At 70.8% G+C, this 18,355-nt stretch carries 15 protein-coding genes; 10 read left to right on the top strand and 5 right to left on the bottom strand.

What is annotated here, in order from left to right; all coding sequences use genetic code 11:
• Positions 1 to 262: 262 nt before the first annotated feature.
• Together BMZ47_RS25030 and BMZ47_RS25025 are read right to left on the bottom strand one after the other, a co-directional pair.
• Positions 263 to 2,512, bottom strand: a complete 2,250-nt coding sequence (locus tag BMZ47_RS25030; protein ID WP_007563015.1) for a TonB-dependent siderophore receptor — start codon at positions 2,510 to 2,512, stop codon at positions 263 to 265.
• A gap of 357 nt (positions 2,513 to 2,869) precedes the next feature.
• Positions 2,870 to 4,120 (bottom strand): alpha/beta hydrolase, encoded by a 1,251-nt coding sequence (locus BMZ47_RS25025; RefSeq protein WP_091864804.1) that lies wholly within the window; start codon positions 4,118 to 4,120, stop codon positions 2,870 to 2,872.
• A 248-nt stretch (positions 4,121 to 4,368) separates the two neighbouring features.
• Here BMZ47_RS25025 and BMZ47_RS28715 point away from each other — a divergent pair, with 248 nt between their 5' ends.
• Positions 4,369 to 4,542 (top strand): hypothetical protein, encoded by a 174-nt coding sequence (locus BMZ47_RS28715; protein ID WP_007563012.1) that lies wholly within the window; start codon positions 4,369 to 4,371, stop codon positions 4,540 to 4,542.
• Positions 4,543 to 4,553: 11 nt separating this feature from the next.
• Here BMZ47_RS28715 and BMZ47_RS25020 read toward each other — a convergent pair whose 3' ends face one another.
• Positions 4,554 to 6,191 carry an acyl-CoA synthetase gene (locus BMZ47_RS25020; RefSeq protein ID WP_007563010.1) on the bottom strand — a complete coding sequence of 546 codons (1,638 nt, stop codon included), beginning with the start codon at positions 6,189 to 6,191 and terminating at the stop codon, positions 4,554 to 4,556.
• 75 nt (positions 6,192 to 6,266) lie between these two features.
• Positions 6,267 to 6,827 carry a PAS domain-containing protein gene (locus BMZ47_RS25015; RefSeq protein ID WP_007563008.1) on the bottom strand — a complete coding sequence of 187 codons (561 nt, stop codon included), beginning with the start codon at positions 6,825 to 6,827 and terminating at the stop codon, positions 6,267 to 6,269.
• A 378-nt stretch (positions 6,828 to 7,205) separates the two neighbouring features.
• On the opposite strand from BMZ47_RS25015, the gene BMZ47_RS25010 reads away from it, so the two are divergent.
• The 6 genes from BMZ47_RS25010 (at position 7,206) to BMZ47_RS24985 (ending at position 13,375) form a co-directional block, all read left to right on the top strand.
• Entirely contained in the window at positions 7,206 to 7,853 is a 648-nt protein-coding gene (locus BMZ47_RS25010) for a division plane positioning ATPase MipZ (RefSeq protein WP_007563006.1), read from the top strand.
• A complete protein-coding gene (locus BMZ47_RS25005) occupies positions 7,837 to 8,157 on the top strand; it encodes a ribbon-helix-helix domain-containing protein (protein WP_050736065.1) in 321 nt (106 codons plus the stop codon). Before BMZ47_RS25010 ends, BMZ47_RS25005 begins: the two co-directional genes overlap by 17 nt.
• 388 nt (positions 8,158 to 8,545) lie before the next feature.
• A complete protein-coding gene (locus BMZ47_RS25000) occupies positions 8,546 to 9,862 on the top strand; it encodes a septal ring lytic transglycosylase RlpA family protein (protein WP_091864801.1) in 1,317 nt (438 codons plus the stop codon).
• A 140-nt stretch (positions 9,863 to 10,002) separates the two neighbouring features.
• Positions 10,003 to 11,223 (top strand): D-alanyl-D-alanine carboxypeptidase family protein, encoded by a 1,221-nt coding sequence (locus BMZ47_RS24995; RefSeq protein WP_007562999.1) that lies wholly within the window; start codon positions 10,003 to 10,005, stop codon positions 11,221 to 11,223.
• 10 nt (positions 11,224 to 11,233) lie between these two features.
• Positions 11,234 to 11,935 carry a dTMP kinase gene (gene tmk / locus BMZ47_RS24990; protein ID WP_091864799.1) on the top strand — a complete coding sequence of 234 codons (702 nt, stop codon included), beginning with the start codon at positions 11,234 to 11,236 and terminating at the stop codon, positions 11,933 to 11,935.
• A 387-nt stretch (positions 11,936 to 12,322) separates the two neighbouring features.
• Positions 12,323 to 13,375, top strand: a complete 1,053-nt coding sequence (locus BMZ47_RS24985; protein ID WP_091864797.1) for a DNA polymerase III subunit delta' — start codon at positions 12,323 to 12,325, stop codon at positions 13,373 to 13,375.
• 11 nt (positions 13,376 to 13,386) lie between these two features.
• Here BMZ47_RS24985 and BMZ47_RS24980 read toward each other — a convergent pair whose 3' ends face one another.
• Complete coding sequence (locus tag BMZ47_RS24980; RefSeq protein ID WP_167369100.1) at positions 13,387 to 14,406, bottom strand: FkbM family methyltransferase; 1,020 nt, start codon at positions 14,404 to 14,406, stop codon at positions 13,387 to 13,389.
• A gap of 211 nt (positions 14,407 to 14,617) precedes the next feature.
• On the opposite strand from BMZ47_RS24980, the gene metG reads away from it, so the two are divergent.
• Genes metG through BMZ47_RS24965 form a run of 3 tightly spaced genes read left to right on the top strand, consistent with a single transcriptional unit; the run spans position 14,618 to position 17,834 of the window.
• On the top strand, positions 14,618 to 16,207 hold the full coding sequence (gene metG / locus BMZ47_RS24975) for a methionine--tRNA ligase (RefSeq protein WP_091864793.1): 1,590 nt from the start codon (positions 14,618 to 14,620) through the stop codon (positions 16,205 to 16,207).
• A gap of 17 nt (positions 16,208 to 16,224) precedes the next feature.
• On the top strand, positions 16,225 to 17,019 hold the full coding sequence (locus BMZ47_RS24970) for a TatD family hydrolase (RefSeq protein ID WP_091864791.1): 795 nt from the start codon (positions 16,225 to 16,227) through the stop codon (positions 17,017 to 17,019).
• Positions 17,016 to 17,834, top strand: coding sequence for an MBL fold metallo-hydrolase (locus BMZ47_RS24965; RefSeq protein WP_091864789.1), 819 nt, complete (start codon positions 17,016 to 17,018; stop codon positions 17,832 to 17,834). Before BMZ47_RS24970 ends, BMZ47_RS24965 begins: the two co-directional genes overlap by 4 nt.
• The last annotated feature ends 521 nt before the right edge of the window (positions 17,835 to 18,355 follow it).

The following is an 18,355-nucleotide window of genomic DNA, read 5'->3' as shown; positions in this document are numbered from 1 at the left end:
TTGGCAGCAGGCAGTGGAGCCTCCCGCTGGCCCGGCGACATGGGGGCTTCGCACGGGTCGTCCTGCCGACAAATCCGTCATCCCGGGGCCGCGCAGCGGAGCCCCGGGATGACGGAGTGAGTGCGGAAGCGTCCGTGGTGCTCCCGGACCCGGAACAGAAGCATCCCCCACTGCCCTAAGGGGACACAATCAAAGTTGTTTCGGATCAGAAGCTTACTACGCGACGCTCGCGTGCGCTCTCAAGACCGGCGAGGCGAATGCCTCACCATTTGTAGCTCACGCTCGCCAGGACCCGCCGGGCATCGCCGTAGAAGCAGGACGTGGTCGTCTGGCAGGACGAGACGAAGCGCCGGTCGCCGATATTCGTCGCGTTGACCTGCAGCCGCCAGCGCTCCCAGTCGTAATGGACCTGCGCGTCGAACAGCACGTAATCCGGCACCCGGAAGGCGTTGGCGACATCCGCGAAGGAGCGGCCGACATAGCGGACGCCGCCGCCGAAGCCGAAGCCGCGCAGGTCGCCGGTCGGGATCGTGTAGTCGACGAACAGGTTGGCGAAGTTCTCCGGGATGTTGACCGGGACCTTGCCGATCAGGTCCGGGCCGCCCCGCTCGTTGGTCAGCCCGTAGATCGTGTACGAGGCCGCCACGTTGAGGCCGTCGAACAGGCTCGCGACGAGCTGCGCCTCGAAGCCCGTGGACCGGACCTCGGCGAGCTGGGCGTTGAACAGCGGGTTGATCGGATTGGCGGTCAGCACGTTCTGGCGGTGGATGTCGAAGCCCGCCAGGGTGACGAAGTAGCCCTGGCCGGGGGGCTCGAACTTCACGCCGCCCTCCACCTGCTTGCCGGTCTCGGGCTTGAAGGTCTGGTTGTTGAGGCCGGTGCCGATCAGCGGCTGGAACGAGGTCGAGTAGCTGACATAGGGGGCGAGCCCGTTGTCGAAATTGTAGATCAGCGCCGTGCGGTAGGTGGTGCCGTTATCGCTGCGGCCGTTGTTGCCCGTGCCGTTGTTGAGCTTGTCCACCACCCGGTTGTCGGCGAAATCCTGGCGGCCGCCGACCAGCAGGGTGAGCCGGTCGGTGATCTTGATCTGGTCCTGCAGGTAGAGGCCGAGCTGCTTGAACGCGTCGGAATTGATCAGGTACGGCGACGGCGTCCCGGTGGGCAGGCCGTAGGCCGGGGCGAGGATGTTCAGGTCGCTCGCCGGGAACAGCGACGCCTGGTTGTCGTTCAGGCGGTAATCCTTGTAATCCAGGCCCATCAGCAGGTCGTGGCGGAAGTACCCGTCGAAGAACCGCGCCTCGGCCTGGTTGTCGACCTGGAACAGGTTGACCTTGGCGCTGTCCCGGAACTGGTAGCGGGCGAGCAGCGTCTGGGCCGGGTTGCTGTAGCCGAGCTGGCCGATATCCGAGTTCTGGAAGCTCTTGAGGAACGAGTAGCGGAGGTTCTGCCGGAAGGTCCAGGTCTCGTTGAAATCGTGCTCGAACTCGTAGCCCAGGAAGGCCTGGTCGCGCTGGAAGGTGTTGAAGCCGGCATCGCCGACATTGAGCGAGCGCGGGATGCGCAGGCCGGAGGCGTTGGGCCGAACGGTCCCGAAATACGGCAGGAAGTTCGACGTCACCGCGGTGTTGTCGTGCTGGAAGCTCGACAGGAAGGTGAAGCGCGTCGCCCCGTCCGGCTTATAGGTGACCGCCGGCGCGATGTAGAAGCTGTCGTCCGGGGCGCCCTCGACCTGGGTTCCGCCGTGGCGGCCGTAGCCGGTCAGCCGGTAGAACCAGTGGCCCTCCTGGTCGGCCGGGCCGCCGAAATCAAAGGCGGCGTATTTCTGGCCGAACGAGCCGCCGCCGACCTCGGCATAGCCGAACGGGTCGAGGGTCGGACGCTTGGTCACCTGGTTGACGATGCCGCCGGGGCTGCCGGCCCCGAACAGCACCGCGGCCGGGCCGCGCAGCACCTCGATGCGCTCGAGCCCGAACGTGTTGGTCTTGAAGTAGCCGAAGCCGTAATTCAGCTGCTGCAGCCCGTCCCGGTAGATGCCGAAATCGCTGACCACGAAGCCGCGCAGGGTCAGGTAGTCGATGCGCGAATCCGCGCCGAACACGCCGCCATAGGCGCCCGCCACGTACTGGGTCGCCTGGGTCAGGGTCTGGGCGTTCTGGGCGTCGAGCTGCTGGCGCCCGATCACGGTGATCGATTGCGGCGCCTCGATCAGCGGGGTGTTGGTCTTCGTCGCGGTGTTCGAGCGCTTGGCCACGAAGCCGTCGATCGGGCCGGTCGGGCTCTCCACGGCGCGCGAGGCCGCGGTGGAGCGCGCCGCCTGGACCGGGCCGCCGCCGCGGCTCTCGACGCTGATCTCGTCGAGCTGCACGCTGCCCTCGGCCGGCGGGCGGGAGACGCCCCGGCGCGGGGGCGTCGCGTCCTGGGCCTGCGCCGGCACGGCCTGCGCCAGCACCGCCAGGGAGGCGCCGGCGAGAAGCGCGCGCAGGGCGCCGGAACGGGGGTGAACGACTCTCATCTGCCTGAGCCCTGTACGACGCCGTGGACAGCCGGCCGCGTTCGCCGGGATCGGTCCCGGCGGGGCTGCCCCGCTCTTTAGAATTGTGATAAACTGCTGTTTTCGTTCAGCTTTCCGCTACACGCAGTACGTGCGGCCAGGCTTGGCCGCAAGCGGGTCACACGCGGAAGGCGAGGGCTGTTGCGGTTTCAACACGCGGCGATGGCGCGCCCCGCCTGCCCGGCGGCGCGGCCCGAGCCCGGGCCCGTGCAGACGCCTGTGGACGGCCGCGAGGTAGCGCGCCGCTCACCCCGCTCCGGCTCGCGGTTTCACACATCTCCGGACGAGGCGCGGATAGCGCAGCCCGCGCCGGGGCGGCTACTTCACGTGGGACCCGATCCAGCCGGCCACGAGATCCGCCACGGCGTCGCTGTTGGTCTCCAGCATCACCATGTGGCCGTTGCCGCGCAGGCCCCGGTCGGCCAGCCGGATCGCGTCCGGCTTGGCGCCGGCCTGGGTCAGGAAGGCGACCGTGCAGGCATCGTAGGTGGCGTGGAACGAGGCCTCGGCGGTCACCACCACGGCCGGCACCTTGGCGAGGTTCGGCAGGGTCCGGGCCGGCTCGGCCTGCAGCCAGCAGCGGATCTGGCCGTCCGCTCCCTTGTCCGCCGCCTTGTCCGCCCCTTTGGGCTGCTGCGCCACGACCAGATCCTCCGGCGCCTTGACCGGCGGCTCGAAGGTCAGGGGCATCCGGGTCAGCCCGTAGGCGCGGGCGCGGCCGTCGCCGGACTTCTCCCAGAACTCCTTGCCGCCGCGGAACTGCACGTCGAAGAAGGGCGGCCCGTTCGGCTCGACGCTGACATGCGCCTTCACCAGGTCGGGCCGCGCATCCGAGGCCGCCCAGCCGAACAGGGCGCCCTGGCCGTGGGTGAGCAGGATCGCCGGCCCGATCTTTTCGAGCAGCGCCACCAGGGCCGGGTCGACGAGCTCCTCCGTCTGCTGGCCGTTGGCCAGGAACGGGACCTGGCTGGCGAAGAACTGGTCGAACGCGGCATTGCCCTGCACGCCGGGGCCGCCCGGCCATTGCGTGTGGAGCTTGGCCTGCGGGAACAGGTCGTAGACCTCCGGCGCCGTGTAGGTCTTCTCGAGGCTTCGGGTGCCGAGCCGGTCGTAGGGGCCGTAGACCTCAGGGTTGGTGCCCGACCGCCCGCGCCCGACCTGATCGACCACGTAGACCTGGTAGCCCTTCTCGACGAAGCGCTGCACCCAGCCCGGGCGGCCATCCGCGGTGGCGAGGAAGTTCACCCCGGTCTGGGCGAGGCCGTGCACCATCACCACCGGGTAGGGCTGGGTGATCTTGGCCGGCGTGCGCGACTGCACGAACATCTGGCCGACCATCACGGTCTTGTCGCCGAGCTTCTGGTAGCGGCCGCCGACATAGACGTAGCCCGCCCGGGTGATCGGCTCGTTGGCAGGGTCCTGGGCTGGCGCCTGGGCCCGGACCGGCGCCGCCGCCAGGATCGCGCCCTGAACCGCGAGCGCCCCCACCAGGAGGCCGCCCGCGATCCGCTCCGCAACCCCTTCCGCGAACCCCTTCGCGAGCCCCTTCGCGCGCCCCTTGCCGGCCATACGTCTCTCCCCCGGTGCGCGCCCCGCACCGGGCCGGCTTATTGCGGGAAACGGAGCATTGGGCCAGCACCTCCGGTTGACGCAGGAACGGCTCCGCGAGAGCCCGAACCCACACGCATGCCAGGCCCATCACGGCGACGCTGGTGAAACCGCGGCCGCACGCCCACCTTCGGTTCATCGCGGGCGCCCTCGACGGCGCCCCTCGCCCGGGCAGCCCGCGGCGAGACCTACGTCAAGGACGTCACGCCGTGGACCCCGCTACCGCCAAGATCCTGGTTTCCGCCGCCCTGGTGGCTTCGATCAGCCTGTTCAGCCTCGTGTCGATCCAGGCCTTCATCGCCCAGATCGCCTCCGACCTGCGCGCCGCCAAGGCCGTGCGCGTGCCGGTCCGCGCCGAGCGCCGGCAGCCCCCGCAGGCCTGACCGGCTCCGCGTCAGGTCCCATCCTGGCGGGCCCGCTCGCGCAGGATGAACTTCTGAACCTTGCCCGTGGAGGTCTTCGGCAACTCGCCGAAGATCACGTGGCGGGGCAGCTTATAGGCCGCCAGCCGGCCGCGGCACCATTGGATCAGCTCGTCGGCGCTGGGCGAGGCGCCCGGCTTCAGCTCGACGAAGGCGCAGGGCGTCTCGCCCCATTTCGCGTCCGGCTTGGCCACCACCGCGGCGGCCGACACCGCCGGGTGCTTGAACAGGGCATCCTCCACCTCGATCGACGAGATGTTCTCGCCCCCTGAGATGATGATGTCCTTCGAGCGGTCCTTGAGCTGGATGTAGCCGTCCGGGTGCCTCACCCCGAGATCGCCGGTGCGGAACCAGCCGCCCCGGAACGCGGCCTGCGTGGCCTTCGGGTTCTTGAGGTAGCCGCGCATCACGACGTTGCCGCGCATCATCACCTCGCCGATCGTCGTGCCGTCGGCCGGCACCGGCGCCATCGTGTCCGGGTCGCGCACGTCCAGCGCCTCCAGAACCGGGTAGCGCACCCCCTGGCGGGCCTTCTTGGCCGCCCGCTGGTCCGCCGCCAGGGCGTCCCAATCGGCGTTCCAGGCATTGACCACCGCCGGGCCGTAGCTCTCGGTCAGGCCGTACAGGTGGGTCACGTCGAACCCGGCCTCCGACATCCCGGCCAGCACCGCCTCGGGCGGGGGCGCCGCGGCGGTGAAGAACGCCACCCGCCGGGGCAGGTCCCGGCGCTCGGCATCGGGGGCGTTGATCAGCATCTGCATCACGATCGGCGCGCCGCAGAGATGCGTGACCCCGTGCTCGGCCATCAGCCGGTACATCGCCTCCGCGCGGACCTGGCGCAGGCAGACATGGGTGCCGGCCACGATCGACAGGGTCCAGGGGAAGCACCAGCCGTTGCAGTGGAACATCGGCAGGGTCCAGAGATAGACCGGGTGCTGCCCGAGCGCGCCGGTGATGACGTTGCCGAGCGCCAGCAGCGCCGCCCCCCGGTGGTGGTAGACAACGCCCTTCGGGTCGCCGGTCGTGCCCGACGTGTAGTTCAGGGTGATCGCGTCCCACTCGTCGCCGGGCAGCGCCCAATCGTGCGCCGGGTCGCCCTGCGCCAGGAAGGCCTCGTACGCGGTCTCCCCGAGCCGCGCCCCCGGCCCGTCATAGTCCGGGTCGTCGACGTCGATCACGAAGGGCTTCGGCTCCAGCCCCTCCAGCGCCGCCGCGGCGGTCCTGGCGAATTCCCGGTCGGTGATCAGCACCTTGGCCTCGCCGTGCTGCAGGCAGAAGCGGATCGCGGCGGCGTCGAGGCGGGTGTTGAGGGTGTTGAGCACCGCCCCGGTCATCGGCACGCCGTAATGGCACTCGATCATCTCGGGGGTGTTGGCGAGCAGGGCCGCCACGGTGTCGCCGCGGCCGAGCCCGCGCCGCGCCAGCGCCGAGGCCAGACGCCGGGACCGGGCGTAGAGCTCCCGGTAGGTGCGCCGCAGGCCCCCGTGGATCACGGCGACCTGATCGGGAAACACCTGGGCCGCCCGCTCGAGATAGAGCAGGGGGGTGAGCGGCTGGTGGTTGGCCGGCACACGGTCGAGATCGCGGTCGTAGATCGTGTCGCGCGCCATGGGCGTCCTCCCGGTCAAGTCTTTCCGGGACCGTAGCTTGCGGGCGCGGCCGCGATCAATCGCGCACCGGCGGGCTCAGTGGCGCGGCTCGTCCTCGGGCTCCGGCAGGAAGCGGGCGAGCTCGAAGCCGATCTCGATCATCAGGTGCTCGATCCGCTCGACCAGCACCGGCCGCTGCAGGGCCTGGGCGAGGTCGCGCAGGGCGATGACGTGCTCGGCCATCCGGTTCACGACCCGCTCGCTCTGCAGGAGGTTGGCGGTCTGCGTCTCGGTCCGGTCGATGGCGATGCCGCGGCCCTGCAGGGTCCGGCCCGTGGGATCGCGGTCGATCCGGCCGCGCATCAGCAGGGTCCGCACGCCCTTGCGAGTGTCGCGGGTGCGGAACTCCGCCTCCAGGGTGCCGCCGGTCTCCGAGACCGCGTGCAGGTAGCTCTCGATCCGGATCCGATCCTCCGGATGGGTGCGGTCTAGGAACACCGCGAGCGACACGCCGCTCGCGGCCGCCTCCGGGTCGAGGCCGAGCAGCCCCGCCAGGGAGGCCGAGAGCGCCAGACGATCGGCCCAGTGATCGTGGACCCAGGTCCCGACCACGCCGGAGGCGTCGAGGACGGATTGGGAGATCGGGGCTTCGGACATACCATTCCTCGCCGGACTGTCGAACGCAACGAAACCTGAGGTTATTAAATCCATCGAGGTGCCGGCGCCGGCGACCGTGAAGCTACGGTATCCACCAACGACTGAAAAGACCGTTCGAGTCTCGGTCGACACAAATGTTAACTTGAAGTTTAGGTTGTGCGGGGCGGACCAGTTACGCGCGGGATCCGGCGGCCCGGCGGCGGCGACGCCCTTTAACGGGTCGTTAACCATAGCGGACGCAACGTGCCGCACGACATCCTTGGGTCACAGGATCGCGGCAGCCCGTGATCAGGCACCTGAGGTTGCCCGGCGCGGGCGCGGCAATCGTGGTTGCCCGCACCCCGGCGGATGCGCGGGGCCTTCTGGAGGACGCCCAGGATGAAAGCGATCACCTTCGTCACGCAGAAGGGCGGCAGCGGCAAGAGCACGCTGTGCATCTCCCTGGCGGTGGCCGCCCGGGAGGCGGGCCACACGGTCTGCATCCTCGAGATGGACCGCCAGGCCACGATCTCGGACTGGCTCGACCACCGCACCGCCGACGGCCCCGAGGTCGCCCAGATCGACGCGACGCAGATCGACGCCGTGATGGAGCGCCTGCGTGATTCGGCCTACGATTACGTGTTCATCGACACGCCGGGGGTCGATTCCACCGGCACGCTCTCGGCGATCCGCGCGGCCGACCTGTGCATCATCCCGTGCCGGCCGACGCCTGCCGACCTGAGGGCGTTCAAGCCGACGCTGGCCGCGGTCTACCGGCTGGAGAAGAAGTTCGCCTTCGTGCTGAACCAGACCCCGCCCCGCTCCTACCGGGTCCGGGACGCGGCCGACGGGCTCGCCGTGCTCGGCATCCTGCCCGACGTGAACATCGTCGCCCGCACCGACCACCAGGACGCGATCGGCCTCGGCCAGGGCGTCACCGAGTTCAATCCCAAGGGCCAGGCCGCCGGGGAGGTCCGCCGCCTCTGGTCGTGGATCGAGCGCCGCACGCAGTCACTGAAGACGGGCCAGCATGTCCAAGCCGCCTAAGCTCAGCCTCGCGGCGATCGTCGCCTCGGCGAACCCGCCGGACCGGCATGCGGCCCGGCCGCAGGGCGCCGAGATCGTGACCCTGGCGCTGGCGCCCCCGGCGGCGAAGCCGGCCGCGACGCTGAAGCAGCGCGCCCGGCAGATGTCGGTCTACCTGGAGCCGCCGGTCTACGACCAGCTTCGCGACCTCGCCTATGCCGAGCGGACCAAGATGCACGCCCTGATGCTGGAGGGCCTCGACCTGCTGTTCAAGCAGCGCGGCGCCCGCTCCATCGCGCAGCTGACCGACACCCCGCCGCGCTGAACCCGGGCATGGCCCTGCGCCCGCGCAGGGTGCTCGAAGCGTTCGTCGGGACGACGGGGCGGATGCCGAGGCCGACTCGGACATCCGCGATCCGTCCCCCGCTTCCGTGCCGGCCCTTCGGCATTCGCCCGCGCGACGAATGCGCCCGGGCCTTCACCGCCGAGAACGAGAAACGTCGTTCCTGCAGCCACCTGCCGGCAATTCCTGATGTCCCACGCGAGGCTCGGGAGCGGCTCGGCGGCATCTCCTGAACCACGACCGCAGGCGTCGTTCAGCCTTCCTTTACGCGACCGATACAATTCTCGGTGGACCGGCTGAGCCCAGAGGCGCGGCCGGTGCCGGTCCGTCCCCCGGCCATGGTCCCGCGTAGAGTTTGGTGATCCCCGATATGGTGCGCACGACCCTTCCCCGGCCTGCGCGCCTCGCCCTGCGGCTCCTGGCCGTCTCGGGCGTGGCCCTGGCCACGGCCAACTGCGCCACCAATCCCCAGCAGCAGAAGCTCGCCTCCGGCAACGGCATCGACCCGAAATACGGGGTCAAGGCGAGCCCGCGCCTCTACAACGAGGGCGACGTGATCCCGAAGGGCGGCGGGCGCCGCTACACCGGCAAGCCCTACGTGGTGGCGGGCCAGACCTACGTGCCCAAGGAGGATCCGCGCGGCTACGTCCGGGAGGGCCTGGCCTCCTGGTACGGCTCGGCCTTCCACGGGCGCATGACCGCCAACGGCGAGGTGTTCGACCGCCACTCGATCGCCGCCGCCCACCCGACCCTGCCGCTGCCGAGCTACGCGAGGGTGACCAACCTCGACAACGGCTCCTCGATGATCGTGCGGGTCAACGACCGCGGCCCCTATCATGCCGGCCGCGTCATGGACGTCTCCGAGGAGGCGGCCGAGGCCCTGGGCTTCCACCGCCGCGGCACCGCGCGGGTGCGGGTCGAATATGCCGGCCGGGCCTCGGTCGCCGGCAGCGACGACCGCAAGCTGCTCGCCAGCCTGCGCACGGACGGACAGCCGGCCGGCCGCTCCACCGTGATGATGGCCGATCTCGGCCCCACCGAGGAGCCGGAGCGCTACGCCCGCTCGGCCCCCGAGCCGCTGGCCTTCAAGCCCGCCCCCGAGCGCGCGCAGTCGGACGAGGCCCCGGCGCCGCGGCAGGAGCGGCCGGCTCCGGTGCGCGCCCCGATCATGATGGCCTCGGCCGCCATGCGGGTGCCGGCGGCCGTCCAGCCGACCGCCCAGAAGGTTCGGGATTTCCGGCCGGCGCCGATCCAGGTCGCCGACAACAAGGCCGCAGAGACGAAGGGCGCGGGCCTGAAGGTCGCCGGCCTCAACCCGGCCTCCGGCCAGACCTCGCCGCAGGCGGGCGGCCACGGCGCGGCGTCGAAGATCGCCGCCCTCCGGACCGCCCCCGGCCCGGGCCGCCCCGGCGCTCCGGTGAAGGTCGCCGCGGCGGTGCCCGCGGCGCTGCCGCCCGCGTCCAGATCCGCCCTGGCGCATCTCGCCTCCGCGGCGGCGCCGGCCAGGGGCCCGGCCGCGATCCCCGCCAAGACGACGGCCTCCGCCAAGGGTGCGGCGCCCGCCCAGGTCGCGGTGCCCGCCAAGGTCGCCACCGCCGCCAAGGCGCCGGCCCAGGCGAAAGCCGGCGGCCCGGCCAAGCCGGGGGCGGGCGGCGCCGGGCATGCGCGCCTGGCCGGGATCTACTGAGGCGGCCTCCGGCGCGCCCCGGTCCCGCAATGCGGCATTTCGCGTTCGATCCCGCGTCGAAACCGTAATATGGTCACGCTTGTTATCCGGATACGGTCGGAGTCCCTCCGGTCGGACGGCAGGCGCGGGACGGAACGGTGATGCGCAGGACCCTTCTCACCCTTGTCGCGGCCGCCTGCGCGCTGGGGGCGGGCCTCGCCGCCGCGGCCGCCCAGAGCTTCCAGACCGCGGCCCCGCACGCGATCCTGATCGATGCCGATTCCGGCTCGGTGCTGTTCGAGAAGGCCGCCGACGAGCGGTTCTCCCCGGCCAGCATGGCCAAGCTGATGACCACCGACATCGTGTTCGAGGCGCTGAAATCCGGCCGCGTCTCGATGGACACGGAGTTCACCGTCACCGAGGACGCCTGGAAGCGGGGCGGGGCCGGGGGCGGCGGCTCGTCGATGTTCGCGCAGGTCAACAGCCGCATCAAGATGTCGGACCTGCTGCGCGGGCTGATCGTCCAGTCGGGCAACGACGCCGCGATCACCATCGCGGAGAACATGGCCGGCACCGAGGAGGCCTTCGCCGGGCTGATGAACCAGCGCGCCAAGGAGATCGGGCTGACGAACTCGACCTTCCGCAACGCCACCGGCTACTCGGCGCCGGACCAGAAGGTCACGGCCCGGGACATGGCCAAGCTCGCGATCCACCTGATCGACACCTACCCGGACCTGTACAAGATCTTCTCCGAGAAGGAGTTCACCTGGAACAAGATCCGCCAGCAGAACCGCAACCCGCTGCTGGCGCTCGATATCGGCGCCGACGGGCTCAAGACCGGCTACCTGGAGGAATCCGGCTATGCCCTGACCGGCTCGGCGGTGCAGAACGGCCAGCGCCTCGTGCTGGTGATCTCGGGCCTCAAGACCGCCCGGGACCGGGCCGCCGAGGCGCGCAAGCTGATGGAATGGGGCTTCCGCGCCTTCGAGCCCCGGCAGATCTTCGCGGCGGGCGAGACCGTGGCCGAGGCCTCGGTGTTCGGCGGCGAGGCCGGCTCGGTGCCGCTGGTCTCGAAGAAGCCGGTGCGGGTGCTGCTGCCCCGCGGCTCCAGCGACCGGGTCAGCGCCAAGGCGGTCTATACCGGGCCGCTCATCGCCCCCGTGGAGGAGGGCCGGCAGGTCGGCACCCTGCGGATCCAGCGCGGCGACACGGTCGCCCTCGACCAGCCGCTCTATGCCGGCGCCACAGTGGAGCCCGGCACCCTGTCGCAGCGGGCGATGGATGCGGCGCTCGAATTCGGCACCGGCCTGGTCCGCAAGGCCTTCGACCGGGTCGGCAAGAAGGACGCGAAATCCGGCGACCGGGCGGCCGATCCGACGTGATTGGGCGCCCGTGATCGTGCCAGACGCCGAAGAGCGCGCGCAGGGAGCCTTCATCACCTTCGAGGGCGGCGAGGGCGCCGGCAAGTCGACCCAGGTCGCCCGCCTGGCCGCGACCCTGCGGGCCCGCTCGGGGCGGGCGGTCTGCGTGACCCGCGAGCCCGGCGGCTCGCCCCGGGCCGAGGAGATCCGCGCGGCCCTGCTCGGCGGCGTCGCCAAGCCCTACGGCCCCTTCGCGGAGGCACTGCTGTTCAGCGCGGCCCGGATCGATCATCTCGACCGGCTGATCCGCCCGGCCCTGCGCCGGGGCGAGATCGTGCTGTGCGACCGCTTCATCGACTCGACCCGGGCCTACCAGGGCGCCGCGGGCGGGCTCGACCCGGCGGTGATCGCCGCCCTGGAGCGGGTCGTGGTCGGACCGACCCGGCCCGACCTGACCCTGATCCTCGACCTGCCGCCCGAGGACGGGCTCGCCCGCGCGGCGGGGCGCGGCGCCGGGACGGGGCAGGGGGCCGACCGGTTCGAGGCCGAATCCCTCGCCTTCCACACGCGGCTGCGCGAGGCCTTCCTGGCGATCGCCCGGGCCGAGCCGAAGCGCTGCGCGGTGATCGACGCCGCGCGCGACCCGGATTCGGTGGAATCCGCGATCCGCGCCACCGTGGCGTCCCGCCTGCCGGGCCTGCTGCCGCTGAAGGGAAGCCGGGGCGCCGCCTGAGGGGCCGGATCCGGGTTTGCGGGGCGTCTCGACGGGTCGATCTTCGGGCGTGGGATCGGTGGTGGCTGCCGCCGATCCCTGGCCTTCACCCGTCAAGGTGTCGCCGAGCCCAGTTCAGCGGGTGGACGGCGAGGCGCAGGTGCAGGCTCCACGCGGCGTCTGCTGTTCTGGAGACTGCCGAGGAGAGAAAATGATTCTCCGCGCTCCCGGCCCCGTGCGGCCTTCGCGGAGCGGGTTGGCGGGGGCCACCGTGCGAGGCCGGCGTGATTCGGACCCGGGGCGGTGGGCGTCGCCGTCCCGTCTGTGTAAACCGCGCGCAACGAGGACTTCAAAGCGCTTGCCGCTCCTTGCCGGGTGGTCGGGCCTTCGCGCGATGAGACAGGCCGCATGAGATTGGCAGACCGCGCCGCCGACGATGTCGAGCCCGGCGACCTTCCCGGCATCCCGCGCCCGCGGGAGACCCGGGCGCTGGTCGGCCACGAGGCCGCGGCCGACGCCTTCGCGGCCGGGATCGCGGCGGGGCGCCTGCACCATGCCTGGCTGATCGGCGGCGCCCCCGGCATCGGCAAGGCGACCCTCGCCTACCGGGTCGCCCGCCGCCTGCTCGCCTATCCCGAGGGCGGCGGGCCGGCCGGGCTCGATGTGCCGGACGAGAACCCCGTCGCCGGCAAGGTCGCGGGCCTGTCGCATCCGAACCTCGTGGCCCTGCGCCGCCACCGCACCGCCGGCGCCAAGGCGCTGCCGACCAAGATCTCGGTCGACATGGTCCGCCGGGCCCTCGATCTGTTCGCCTCGACGGCCACCGATTCCGGCTGGCGGGTCTGCATCCTCGACAGCGCCGAGGATTTGAACGCCAACGCCGCCAACGCCCTGCTCAAGGTGCTGGAGGAGCCGCCGCCCCGCGCCCTGTTCCTGATCCTGGCCCACCAGCCCGGGCGCCTGCTGCCGACGATCCGCTCCCGCTGCCGGGTGCTGATGCTGCGCCCCCTCGCGCCCGAGGCGGTGGCCCAGGTGGTGCGCGGCCTGCCCGAGCCGTTCCCGCAGCCCGACGAGGCCGCCCTGGCCCGGGCGGTCGCCCAGTGCGAGGGCTCGGTCGCCCGGGCGCTGGCGATGCTCGATCCGGTCACCGCCGGCCTCGTCGCGGAGGTCGAGACCCTGCTGGCCCGGGCGCAGACGCCCGATTGGGGCCGGGTGCTCAAGCTCGCCGAGACCCTGGCCGGGCGCGATGCCGAGGCCCGGTTCGAGGCCGCCCAGGACGCGGTCCTGCGCTTCGTCTCGGCCGAGCTCGACCGGCGCCGGGACGAGCCGCCGGCGCGTCTCGCCGCCCTGGTGGAGGTGGCCGAGCGGTTCGGCCGCGCCGCCCGGGAGGCCGCGATCTACAATCTCGACCGGCGCCCGGTGATCCTGTCCCTGTTCGGCGACCTCGCCGAGGCGCCGTAGGGCGGCGCGCCTCAGGCGGCGTAGACCACCGTCTCCCACTCGAAGTTGGTGTGGTGCCCGATGTGGATCTCGTAGTCCGGGTTCAGGCGCTTGATCAGCATCGGGATGATGATCAGGTCGTCCTCGGAATGGTAGCCCGAGATCGCGAGCTTCGGCTTGTGCCGCGCGATCGTGGCCCGGGCCCCGATCAGCGCCGACCGCTCCGCGCCCTCGATATCCATCTTGATGAAATCGACCCGGTCGAGCCCCTGCCGCTCGACGAGCTGGTCGATCGTGTCGGTCCGGGCCTCGATCTCGCCCTGGGCGTGCATGAAGGAGCCCGCGCCCTTGGCGGCGAACCGGACGGTCTCGCCGGCCGCGTGGCTGAGCGCGTGCGGGACCAGCGCGATCCGCTCGGCGAGCTGCGGGTTGCGGTCGAAATTCGCGCGCATGACCGCCTGATGCGCCGGCAGCGGGTCGAAGGAGAAGACGCGCCCGGTCTCGCCGACGCTGGCCGCGAAGGCGAGCGCCGTGTCGCCGAAGCATCCGCCGGCATCGATCACGACGTCGCCGGTCTCGGGCTGGATCCGGCGCGGCCCGTCCAGGTAGTATTGCCGGACCAGGAAGGTCGCGACGATGTTGCCGAGCCACGCGCCGAGCTCCAGCCTGTGGCCCTGGTCCTCCACCGCGAAGGTCTCGAACAGGAACGGCGGGAACACCTGCTCGCTCGGCCCGACGCGAAAGGTCGCGGCCTTGGCGTAGAGGTCCATGTAGTCCGGCGTGCTCATCGGCAGCGCGTAGCGGACCGGTCCGAGGGCGCGGTAGGTGATGACGTCGCCCAGGAGCTTGCGGGAGCGCGCGTCGAGGAGGCTCCCGACATGGTCGTACTCGGCCTGATTCTCGATCAGCCGGGCGACCGCCTCGAGGGCGTGCGCCGCCGGGAGCGGGCTCGGAACCCGGTCGCCGAACACCCAGCGGTCGATGATCGGATCCGGGATCTCGGCGCTGCGATGCGCGACGATGTTTCTGACGATGTCGAGCGCAAAACTCACGACGGGCCGGCTCCACAAGAGAGAATGCCGGATTCTTGTCATCTCGATAGGGTTGCCAAAGTTTTAAGCGTTCACCAGCCGCGTTGACGGGCCCGCCATCCCCCGCCGGCGGTCCCGCACCCGGCCGGGAGCCGATCCCGGCGGTTGCGTCCCCGCCGCTGCCGCGCGACAACGCGGGCAGCCTCTCGCGATCATCCGGAACACCACAGACGTGACGTCCAACGCCCCGGCGCACTCCAAGAAGACCTTCGGCCTCTCGACCGCGATCTCCTACCCCAACGGCGCGCCGCATATCGGCCACGCCTACGAGGTGATCGCCGCCGACGCCATCGCCCGCTTCCACCGGCTCGACGGCTACGACGTGCTGTTCTCCACCGGCACGGACGAGCACGGCCTCAAGATCCAGCAGGCGGCGACCCGCGCCAACACCAGCCCGCGCACCTTCGTGGACGGCACCGCCGCCCGGTTCCAGGCGATGGCCGACCGGATGGATTGCACCTACGACCGCTTCATCCGCACCACCGAGCCCGGCCATTACGCCGCCGCGCAGGAGATCTGGCGGCGGATGGAGGCCAGAGGCGACATCTACCTGGACAAGTATGCCGGCTGGTACTCGGTGCGCGACGAGGCCTATTACGACGCGGCCGAGACCCGCCTGCTCGAGGATGGCAGCCGCCGCAGCCTCGCCACCGACACGCCCGTGGTGTGGATGGAGGAGGAGAATTTTCTCTTCAGATTGTCCGCCTATCAGGACAGGCTGCTGAAGCTCTACGAGGACCAGCCGGACTTCATCGGCCCGGAGACCCGGAGGAACGAGGTGGCGAGCTTCGTGCGCTCGGGCCTCAAGGACCTCTCGGTCAGCCGCACCAATTTCGACTGGGGCGTGCCGGTGCCCGGCCATCCCGGCCACGTCATGTATGTCTGGGTCGACGCCCTGACCAATTACCTGACGGTGACCGGCTTCCCGGACGAGGCCGATCCCCGGGCGAAATTCTGGCCGATGGACCTGCACGTGATCGGCAAGGACATCGTCCGCTTCCACGCGGTCTACTGGCCGGCCTTCCTGATGTCGGCCGGGCTGCCCCTGCCCAAGCGCGTCTTCGGCCACGGCTTCCTGCTCTCCAAGGGCGAGAAGATGTCGAAGTCGCTCGGCAACGTGCTCGACCCGTTCGAGCTCGCCGACACCTACGGGGTCGACCCGGTGCGCTACTTCGTGCTGCGCGAGGTGCCGTTCGGCGGTGACGGCAGCTACAGCCACGAGGCGATCATCGGCCGGATCAACGCCGACCTCGCCAACGACCTCGGCAACCTCGCTCAGCGCTCGCTCTCGATGGTCGCCAAGAATTGCGACGCCGCGGTGCCGGATCCCGGTGCCTTGCCCGCTTCCTTGGACGAGGCCGACCGCGCCCTCCTGGCGCTGGCCGATGCGCTGCCGGAGACGGTGCGCGGGCTGATGGGCGAGCTCGCGCTCCACAGCGTCCTGGCCGAGATCTGGGCGGTGGTGGCCGAGGCCAACCGCTACTTCGCCGGCCAGGAGCCGTGGAAGCTGCGCAAGTCCGATCCGGCCCGGATGAACGCCGTGCTCTACACGACGCTGGAAGCCCTGCGGGCCTTCGGCATCCTGGTCCAGCCCTTCGTGCCCACGGCGGCGTCCAGGCTCCTGGACCTGCTCGCCGTTCCGCCGGACCGGCGCACGCTCGCCGATATGGGGGAGGGCGGTCGCCTGGTGCCGGGCACCGCCTTGCCCGCCCCGGCCCCGGTCTTCCCGCGATTCGAGCGGCCCGAAACGCCGGCCGCCTGACAGCGCTCCGAGACACGATGCTGATCGACAGCCACTGCCATCTGGATTTCCCGGACTTCGCCGCCGACCTGCCGGGCGTGATCGCCCGCGCCCGGGATGCGGGCGTCACCGGGATGCTGACCATCTCGACCCGGGTCGCCCGGGCCGAGACCTACCGGGCCATCGCCGAGGCCCATCCCGAGATCTGGTTCACCATCGGCACCCATCCGGACGGGGCCGCCGAGGAGCCGGACGTGCCCGCCGAGACGATCGCGGGGATCGCGAAGGCGCATCCCCGCTGCGTCGGGATCGGCGAGGCCGGGCTCGACTACCACTATCCCGACGGCGCCCCCGAGGCCGTGCAGGAGCGGGTGCTGCGCGCCCATATCGAGGCGGCGCGCCTGTCCGGCCTGCCCCTGGTCATCCATGCCCGGGATGCCGACGACCATATGGAGCGGGTGCTCACCGACGAGATGGGCAAAAAACCGTTCCGGGCGGTGCTGCACTGCTTCTCGTCGGGTCAGCGCCTCGCCGAGGTGGGGGTCGAGCTCGGGTTGTCGATCTCGTTCTCCGGCATCGTCACCTTCCGGCGCTCGCAGGCGCTGCGCGACATCGCCCGGCGCGTGCCCCGCGACCGGATCCTGGTGGAGACCGACGCGCCGTTCCTCGCCCCCGAGCCGCATCGCGGACGGACCAACGAGCCGGCCTATACGGCCGACACCGCCCGGTCGCTGGCCGAGACCCTGGGGCTCTCTGCCGAGGATTTCGCCCGGATCACCACGGCGAATTTTTTCGCCCTGTTCAACAAGGCCAAACCCGGGGAGGCAGCGTGACGGTTTCGGTGGATGCGCCGGCGAGCCTGACCCTGCGCATCCTCGGCTGCGGCTCCTCCGGCGGGGTGCCGCGGGTCGCCAGCGGCTGGGGCGCGTGCAATCCGGAGGATCCGCGCAACCGGCGTCGCCGCTGCTCGATCCTGGTCGAGCGCGTCTCCGGGGGAGGGCGGACCACGGTGCTGGTCGACACCTCGCCGGACCTGCGCGAGCAGCTCCTCGATGCGGATGTCCAGCGCCTCGACGCCGTGCTCTACACCCACGCCCATGCCGACCACACCCACGGCATCGACGACCTGCGGCCCCTGGTGATCACCATGCGGGCGCGCATCCCGGTCTATGCCGACACGCTCACCCGGTCGCTGCTGACGACCCGGTTCGGCTACTGCTTCGAGACGCCGCCCGGCAGCGCCTATCCGCCGATTCTCGACCTGCGCGACCTCCCCCCCGCACTGACCCTCGACGGGCCGGGCGGCCCGATCCCGGTCGAATCGCTGCCCGTGGAGCACGGCACCGAGGCGGCGCTGGGATTCCGGTTCGGCAACGCCGCCTACATGCCCGATGTCAGCCTGATCCCGGCGGCGAGCCGGGCGCGGCTCCACGGCCTCGATCTCCTGATCATCGACGCCCTGCGGGATACGCCTCACCCGACGCATTTCTCGGTCTCGGACGCCTTGTCGCTGATCGCCGAGACGCAGCCCCGCCGGGCGGTGCTGACCAACCTCCACACCGATCTCGACTACGCTGCCTTGGCCGAGCGCCTGCCGGCGGGTGTGGTGCCCGCCTATGACGGGATGACCCTGACCCTCGACGCCTGAGCCGCGTTCGGGGGCGGGGAGACACAATCGGGGGTCGAAACCGAATCGGCCGTCACACCCCTGTCGTCACCGGAGTCCAAGAAAATCGGCTCCATCCCGGAACAACCCTGTTGACGGCCGGGAACCATCTGCGTATACACCGCTCATCGGCGCCGGCCGCGGAAGTGGCCCGGGCGCTGAGGCATCTTCTGACAGATCGGCGGGGTTGGCCGGCGGGAACGCCGGGCGATCGGCTGTCTGTCTCTGGTGGGTGGGTCCTCGGGCCCGATCGACCGGTCTTTGACATTGTTGGATTTGAGGAAGGGAGACGCGGACGGCGTTTGTCCTTGCGGCTGGGGCTTCGTGCCCTGGCAAGTGAGAGACTAGTGCCGATCGTCGTGTTTCTCTTTTTGAGCTCACCGATTTTGTCGCGCTGTGAAGCGCTGCGGGATCGATTGTGAGGCTCCGTCTGAGAATTACGTGATCGGCCAGATCAATCTCTTCAACGTGAGAGTTTGATCCTGGCTCAGAGCGAACGCTGG

Origin of the sequence: Methylobacterium brachiatum, from assembly GCF_900113845.1 — a bacterium.
GTDB classification, from domain to species: Bacteria; Pseudomonadota; Alphaproteobacteria; order Rhizobiales; family Beijerinckiaceae; genus Methylobacterium; species Methylobacterium brachiatum.
The sequence above is the reverse complement of the archived record's forward strand: the minus strand, read 5'-3'. Positions and strand labels throughout refer to the sequence as shown.

What these genes read in the sequence shown, in the direction of transcription:
- BMZ47_RS24970 (WP_091864791.1), top strand. Translation starts at nt 16,225, where the DNA reads ATGCTGATCGACAGCCACTGCCATCTGGATTTCCCGGACTTCGCCGCC.
- BMZ47_RS24995 (WP_007562999.1), top strand. Translation starts at nt 10,003, where the DNA reads ATGCGCAGGACCCTTCTCACCCTTGTCGCGGCCGCCTGCGCGCTGGGG.
- BMZ47_RS25030 (WP_007563015.1), bottom strand. Translation starts at nt 2,512, where the DNA reads ATGAGAGTCGTTCACCCCCGTTCCGGCGCCCTGCGCGCGCTTCTCGCC.
- BMZ47_RS25000 (WP_091864801.1), top strand. Translation starts at nt 8,546, where the DNA reads ATGGTGCGCACGACCCTTCCCCGGCCTGCGCGCCTCGCCCTGCGGCTC.
- BMZ47_RS25010 (WP_007563006.1), top strand. Translation starts at nt 7,206, where the DNA reads ATGAAAGCGATCACCTTCGTCACGCAGAAGGGCGGCAGCGGCAAGAGC.
- BMZ47_RS24985 (WP_091864797.1), top strand. Translation starts at nt 12,323, where the DNA reads ATGAGATTGGCAGACCGCGCCGCCGACGATGTCGAGCCCGGCGACCTT.
- BMZ47_RS25015 (WP_007563008.1), bottom strand. Translation starts at nt 6,827, where the DNA reads ATGTCCGAAGCCCCGATCTCCCAATCCGTCCTCGACGCCTCCGGCGTG.
- BMZ47_RS25025 (WP_091864804.1), bottom strand. Translation starts at nt 4,120, where the DNA reads ATGGCCGGCAAGGGGCGCGCGAAGGGGCTCGCGAAGGGGTTCGCGGAA.
- BMZ47_RS25005 (WP_050736065.1), top strand. Translation starts at nt 7,837, where the DNA reads ATGTCCAAGCCGCCTAAGCTCAGCCTCGCGGCGATCGTCGCCTCGGCG.
- BMZ47_RS25020 (WP_007563010.1), bottom strand. Translation starts at nt 6,191, where the DNA reads ATGGCGCGCGACACGATCTACGACCGCGATCTCGACCGTGTGCCGGCC.